1 protein-coding gene and 1 pseudogene are annotated in these 2,044 nt (G+C 66.4%); one reads left to right on the top strand and one right to left on the bottom strand.

All coding sequences use genetic code 11. The features are described 5' to 3' along the window. Positions 1-670, bottom strand: a pseudogene (locus ACZ51D_RS43305) (transposase); the annotation flags it as partial. Between the two features lie 1,098 nt (positions 671-1,768). Between ACZ51D_RS43305 and ACZ51D_RS43300 the strand changes: the two are divergent. Then, positions 1,769-2,044, top strand: a 276-nt coding sequence (locus tag ACZ51D_RS43300; protein ID WP_465665804.1) for a YncE family protein, incomplete at its 3' end; no start/stop codon positions are given.

Genomic DNA, 2,044 nt, shown 5'->3' with positions numbered 1-2,044 from the left:
TCCGTGACTGCGGGGTTGGCCGCCTTTGGGGCCCGCCCGGTAGTCGTCGGGCACGGGGTTGAAGAAGACGCGGTCGGAGCGCATCCGCACCACGACCTGGACGGGCAGGTCCCGCAGGAGGTAGGCCAGGCGCGGGCCGTCGTAGCGGTGTCCGCCACGATCAGCACCGGCGGGTCGCCGAGCTTCCAGTGCCCGGCGTCGAGGATTCCGTGCAGGACCTCTCGCAGTTGGGTGGCGGTGACGGCCGCGGTGTCCGCACCGGGCTCCAGGCGCTTGGCGTCCAGTAGGGCTGTCCACGAGGTCGAGCCCGACTCCAGGGCGGCGACGAAGGAGTAGGGCCAGCCGGGCACCATCTCGTGCGTGTTCTCACGACGGCCGTAGGTGTGGCAGAAGGAACGGGCATTGCTCGTGTTGGCGTCCGGCCGCAGCCAGGCGGACACGTCGACGGCGAGCACGATCCGCCCGCCTGGGCCGCGGGGCACGCTTCGGGCCGCGATCGCGCGCAGAAGGCCGTCCGCGTCGAGGTCCCGCGGTTCAGGGCGGCGTACAGGGAGCCGTGCGAGCGCCGGTGCTCGGGCGCCAGGGCCAGCTCGACCAGGGCGCGGACCGGCCCGTCGGCACACAGCAGGGCATCCGACAGCTCGAACAGTGCGTCCGCGCGGCGGGGCATCGCGGCGTACAAGTCCATTCGAAAGGAGGACAGTTCCGCAAGAGCCTGCTGGCGAACGGCTTCAGGGACCACACTCGACACCGACGACCTCCGTGACCACTGTGCGACTCGACATCACACAGCGTGAAACGGAGGTCGTCGCCATGTCCCGAAGATCCTCATGTGGGTGACCAGATCGAACAACCTCGAGTCGATCACCGAAAGTAAAACAACAAGCTTAGATGAAGAGCGTCTCGCAGCCTTCCATGGGCGCCCACCCGGCGTCTCCGCTGGCCGTCACGGCCAGAACAGGCAACGGCCTGTCCCCCGGGAAGGGATGGGCAGCCCACCGGGTCGAATGTCAGCAGTAACGCACCATCCCCGTGGCCAGAACAGGCCGCACACGAATAATTCACCCTGACGGAGCAAGTCAGTTGACATATGATCAAGGCAGGCTTATGGCAGGACGGAAAGGAGAAGCCCGGCTCGCTCAGACATGCAGCGCGCCCCTCGGGCGCGAGGCTCGCCAGGGCGGGAAGAGTGGGCCCATCAACCTGCCGGCGGGAACGCCCCAGCATGTAGAAGTGCCTCAAGGGGCTGGCATCAGGTGAGTTGATCAGCCATTGCGGCTTCGGCTGGTCACGAGCAGGGCCAACTGCATGGCAGCCAGCCATGGAAAAGCCCGAGCCGCGCAAGCCGTCGCCTGCTGCTTGGTCGACCACCATATCCGCCTCGCCGCCGCCGTAGACGCCCTTCTCTTTGTGGAATCGAGTCGACGACTCGATTACTCCATCAGGGTGAATTATTCGCGTGCGGCCTGTTCTGGCCACGGGGATGGTGCGTTACTGCTGACGTTCGACCCGGTGGGCTGCCCATCCCTTCCCGGGGGACAGGCCGTTGCCTGTTCTGGCCGTGACGGCCAGCGGAGACGCCGGGTGGGCACCCTTGGAAGGTTGCGAGACGCTCTTGTTGACGCCCTCCATCTGATGGAGCGTCAACTACTCCTCTCGGGCGCCCCATCCCGATCAGATCTGGATCAAGGGGTGTGTCATGGCCAAGAGTTTTCAGTCGAGGTGGCGTCAACTGTTGGGCCTCGGAAGGCCCAAGCAGAGTGCGGCGGTGACGCCGCCGGATCCGACGGTGGCAGTGGGCAGCTTCCCGACCGGGGTGGCGATCACTCCCGACGGACTGCACGCGTACGTGACCAACGAGGGCGACAACACCGTCAGCGTGATCGACACCGCCACCAACACCGTGACGGCCACGGTCGTCGTGGGTACCGGACCGTTCGATGTGGCTGTCACTCCCGACGGACTGCACGCGTACGTGACCAACGAGGGCGACAACACCGTCAGCGTGATCGACACCGCCACCAACACCGTGACGGCCACGGTC

This window comes from Kitasatospora sp. NPDC033851, assembly GCF_055576085.1.
The sequence above is the reverse complement of the archived record's forward strand: the minus strand, read 5'-3'. Positions and strand labels throughout refer to the sequence as shown.